This is a genomic window from Acaryochloris sp. IP29b_bin.148 (assembly GCF_028285565.1).
In the GTDB taxonomy this organism is placed as follows: domain Bacteria; phylum Cyanobacteriota; class Cyanobacteriia; order Thermosynechococcales; family Thermosynechococcaceae; genus Acaryochloris.
The window spans coordinates 1-4,507 of the sequence record NZ_JANQOY010000247.1; the positions used below are offsets into that span (position 1 = coordinate 1).

3 protein-coding genes and 1 pseudogene are annotated in these 4,507 nt (G+C 48.3%); 3 read left to right on the forward strand and 1 reads right to left on the reverse strand.

Features of this window, described 5'->3' with window-relative positions; all coding sequences use genetic code 11:
• Window positions 1-228 precede the first annotated feature (228 nt).
• Window positions 229-579, reverse strand: coding sequence for a histidine triad nucleotide-binding protein (locus tag Q0986_RS22390; RefSeq protein WP_299416345.1), 351 nt, complete (start codon window positions 577-579; stop codon window positions 229-231).
• A gap of 259 nt (window positions 580-838) precedes the next feature.
• Here Q0986_RS22390 and Q0986_RS22395 point away from each other — a divergent pair, with 259 nt between their 5' ends.
• From Q0986_RS22395 to Q0986_RS22405, 3 genes and pseudogenes are all read left to right on the forward strand, one after another.
• Window positions 839-1,579 carry a DUF561 domain-containing protein gene (locus Q0986_RS22395; protein ID WP_299416351.1) on the forward strand — a complete coding sequence of 247 codons (741 nt, stop codon included), beginning with the start codon at window positions 839-841 and terminating at the stop codon, window positions 1,577-1,579.
• 129 nt (window positions 1,580-1,708) lie between these two features.
• The gene (locus Q0986_RS22400) at window positions 1,709-4,243 is read left to right on the forward strand and encodes a mannose-1-phosphate guanyltransferase (RefSeq protein ID WP_299416348.1); all 2,535 of its coding nucleotides are present in this window, start codon (window positions 1,709-1,711) and stop codon (window positions 4,241-4,243) included.
• A gap of 165 nt (window positions 4,244-4,408) precedes the next feature.
• Window positions 4,409-4,507 (forward strand): annotated as a pseudogene (locus tag Q0986_RS22405) (single-stranded DNA-binding protein); the annotation flags it as partial.

Below are 4,507 nucleotides of genomic sequence, written 5' to 3' on the forward strand. Positions count from 1 at the left end.
ATAAACGGTTGTTGGTGCTAGTGATGAAGCTACAGAATCTTTCCCATGCGCTGGCGCTTTCGCGTCTTTGCAATACTGTTGTCATGGTTATGATTGCTGAAAGTTTATGAATGTGTATGAATTAGAAGCGTCAAGATGAATCTTGATTAACTTCTCCGCTTAATTGTAACCAGTTTGTTTAAGAATGTAAACTTTTTAATGATTTCTTAGGATTGCTGTGACGATAGCCTATCCGGGAGGCCACCCTAAGGAACGACCGCCAAGCAGGTGCAAATGAAGATGATCCACCGTTTGGCCGCCGTCTTCTCCATTATTAATCACAACGCGAAACCCTTTATCGAGCTTCTCTTGAGCCGCGATTTGTTGAACCACTTTTAAGAGATGGCCGAGGAGAGCCTGATCATCCGCTGCTGATTCGGATAGGCGGGGGATGACTTTTTTGGGGATGACCAGAATATGGATCGGGGCTTGAGGGCTGATGTCACGGAATGCGATCGCAAGCTCATCTTCATAGACAATATCTGCGGGAATTTCTCGGCGAATAATCTTGCTGAAAATCGTTTCGGGCACTTGACTCATAAGGACAACAATCCAGCCAAACTAGCAAAGTTGAGTTTATCCTACGGGAGGTTGGCCTAGGAATTCAAACGTCAGGGTCAAGCGCAGCGGCATTCACTGCATTGGCCCCCAAGAAAGCCAGCAAAATCATGTACAGATAGTGGGGCAGCAAAGTAGTATGGGATGGCGTTATCAACGTCCCTATGTAAAGGCATGTAAACGTTTTAGCGCTTCCAAACCCTAACGTAATCGTTTCAGTAACCCTGGTGACAAAATAATGATGCATCCTCACTTGCAATCAGCTTTAACTCAACGGTGTGCCCTCAAAATTATCAGTGGCCTCAATAATTTCAACCCAGATCACGTCATAGCTGTGGTTAAAGCTGCTGAACAAGGTGGAGCAACCTTTGTCGATATTGCTGCCGATCCTAAGTTGATCCGGAAGGTCCGCCAATCTATTTCCCTACCTATTTGTGTATCCGCCGTTGAACCTCAGAAATTTGTGGAGGCAGTGGCTGCAGGGGCAGATGTGATTGAGATTGGTAATTTTGACAGCTTCTATGCTCAAGGACGCCAGTTTAGCGCAGCAGAAGTTCTGGAACTCACTCACCACACCCGATCGTTATTGCCCACTACCCCCTTATCCGTTACGGTTCCCCATATTCTCGACCTGGACCAGCAGGTTCAGTTAGCGGGTCAACTGGTGGAAGCTGGGGCAAATCTGATTCAGACTGAAGGGGGAACCAGTAGCCATCCTCGCCATGCAGGTACGTTAGGATTAATCGAGAAGGCTGGTCCCACCTTAGCCGCAGCCTATGAGATTGCTCGATCGGTAAATGTCCCCGTGCTTTGTGCGTCTGGTTTATCGAATGTCACTGCACCCTTGGCAATTGCTGCTGGCGCATCAGGGATTGGCGTGGGGTCCGCTATCAATCGGCTGAATGATGAATTAGCCATGATTGCAGCCGTCCGTGGCTTAGTGGAATCCATGTCGGCAGCCGTTCAGTCCACCGTAAGCTAGTCGTCAAGCCCCATTGCCCTTCAGCGCAGACAGTCAGCATCCTCAGTAGGTCGCTGACCTAAAAACCCTAGACAATACCTTCTAATACTCTGGCAGAGAGTATTGGGCGTAGTTCATGGAGCATCACTTATGAGAGCCGTACTCATGGCCGGTGGAGAAGGGACTCGGCTAAGACCGCTAACCTGCGATCTGCCCAAGCCGATGGTACCTATTCTCAATCGACCCATTGCTGAGCATATTGTCAATTTGCTCAAGCAGCATCAGATTCATGAGATTATTGCCACCCTCTACTATCTGCCTGATGTTATGCGGGATTATTTCCGAGATGGCTCTGATTTTGGGGTGCAGATGACTTATGGCATTGAAGAAGAACAGGCATTAGGAACGGCTGGATGCGTCAAGAACATTTCAGCCTTACTCACTGACACATTTCTCGTGATTAGTGGGGACTGTATCACCGATTTTGACTTGACGGCAGCCGTTCAGTTTCATCACGCTCAGCAATCCAAAGCAACCCTTGTTCTAGCCCGAGTTCCCAATCCTATGGAATTTGGTGTCGTGATTACGGATGAGCAGAACCGCATTTGTCGGTTTCTGGAAAAACCATCCACTAGCGAAATCTTTTCAGACACGGTCAATACAGGCATTTATATTCTTGAACCTGATGTTTTAGATTACTTACCCAGCGACCAACAAACGGATTTTTCTAAGGATCTATTCCCTTTACTCTTAGAAAAAGACCAGCCCATGTATGGCTATGTTGCAGAAGGATATTGGTGCGATGTCGGCAGTTTAGATTCCTATCGAGAAGCTCAATATGATGCCCTTCAGGGCCATGTCCAACTGGAGTTTGCCTATCAAGAGGAAGAGCCAAGTGTATGGATGGGCCAAAACGTCCATATCGATCCAGAGGCGAAGCTGAACCCTCCCTTGTTGATTGGCGATAACTGTCGCATTGGCCCCAGAGCAAATATTGAGTCAGGTACAGTGGTTGGCGATAACGTCACCATAGGTGGGGATGCGGATCTTAAGCGCCCCATTATCTGGAATGGTGTTTTGATTGGAGAAGAAGCCCACCTCCGTGCCTGTGCCATTGCCAGAGGCGCACGGGTTGATCGTCGTGCTCATGTGTTGGAAGGGGCAGTCGTCGGGGCATTGTCCACCGTTGGCGAAGAAGCTCAAGTCAGCCCAGGGGTGAGAGTTTGGCCCAGTAAACATATTGAGCCGGGTGCAGTCCTCAACATCAATTTAATTTGGGGCAGTACAGCCCCTCGTAATTTATTTGGTCAGCGAGGAGTCGCAGGGCTAGCCAATGTAGATATCACCCCTGAATTTGCAGTGAAGTTGGGCGCAGCCTATGCCTCAACCCTGAAACCAGGGGCACAAGTCACCGTTTCTCGCGATCAGCGTAGTATTTCGCGAATGGTCTCCCGCTCTCTTATTTCCGGGATCATGTCTGTGGGGATTGATGTCCAAAACTTAGAGGCAACCGCACTCCCAATTGCGCGTTGTGTTCCCCGCACCTCTTCGGTGATCGGTGGGGTGCATGTGCGGATCCACCCCGATCGCTCAGATTTTATTCTGATTGAATTCTTTGACGATCAGGGTATCAATATCTCTAAAGCCAAAGAGAAGAAAATTGAAGGAGCTTACTTCAAGGAAGACTTTCGTCGGGCTCCCATTGGCGAAATTGGCGGTATTACCTATCCTGGCGGCTTATTAGACGACTATGCCCAGATTTTTGAGAAATGGCTGAATACCGCTGTCGTTCGGGAAGGTGATTTTAAGGTCGTTATTGATTATGTCTATGCGGTCTCTGGTGCTGTTTTACCGCGTTTGCTGAGTAAATTTGGATGTGATGCGGTTGTCCTCAATGCCAGCTTGCGCACTAAAGGTCCCACCCCTGAGCAGCGAGAAGAATTACTCACCCAGTTGGGGCCTGTGGTTGAAGCTTTGAAGGCTAATTTCGGTGTACAAGTGGCAGCCAACGGCGAGCAACTTCTTCTGGTAGACGAGACCGGCAGTGCCATTCGCGGCGAACAATTGACAGCGTTGATGGTCGAAATTATTTTGACCGCCCATCCTCGAGGATCCGTGGTAGTGCCCGTGCATACTTCAAGCGCGGTTGAGCAAATCGCCCGTCGTCATGATGCCAAGGTGATTCGCACAAAGGTGAATCCCACCGCCCTTATGGAGACTTGCCGCACCAATCCTAATGTTGTTTTAGGGGGCAGTGCCGATACTGGATTTATTTTTCCCCAACTCCACCCCGGCTTCGATGCGATGTTTTCTATTGCCAAACTGATTGAAATGCTGACCTTACAGCAAAAATCCCTCGGGCAACTCAAAGCCAACTTACCTCGAATTTTTCATCGAACTCACACCGTACGGTGCCCGTGGAATCGGAAGGGTGCCCTTATGCGCTATCTGGTAGAGACGCATCCGGCTGAGTGCTTGGAGTTGATTGATGGTGTCAAAGTGAAAGACCTGGCGTCAGATGATTGGACGCTGATTCTCCCCGATGCTAGCGAACCCTTGGTTCATATCTTTGCGAATGGGAGCGATCGTGAATGGGTGGATGCAACGTTACGGAATTATCGCCAACGCATCCAAGATTTTACAGAACGCGATCCTGATTTAGAAAATAATCTTGATGAAATCTAAATTATTTATGACGGGTTGCTACAATTTTCGAGTTTGAACAGCCCATCTCGATAACTCAGGTCAGGCAAACCTATTTATTCTGGATATTTGCCTTTAAACCGTCTATATCCCAATGTTAATGCTCCTAAAGGGCTAAAATCTCACTTAAGTTAGAGGACCTTAAACATGAATACTTGTGTCTTAATGGCAGAGATTACCAAAGCCCCTCAACTGCGATATACCCAAGATGGACAAACTGCCATCTCCGAGATGTGGGTGCAGTTT

Excerpts from the sequence above, each read along its gene's own strand:
- Q0986_RS22390 (WP_299416345.1), bottom strand. The coding sequence starts at position 579 with ATGAGTCAAGTGCCCGAAACGATTTTCAGCAAGATTATTCGCCGAGAA.
- Q0986_RS22395 (WP_299416351.1), top strand. The coding sequence starts at position 839 with ATGCATCCTCACTTGCAATCAGCTTTAACTCAACGGTGTGCCCTCAAA.
- Q0986_RS22400 (WP_299416348.1), top strand. The coding sequence starts at position 1,709 with ATGAGAGCCGTACTCATGGCCGGTGGAGAAGGGACTCGGCTAAGACCG.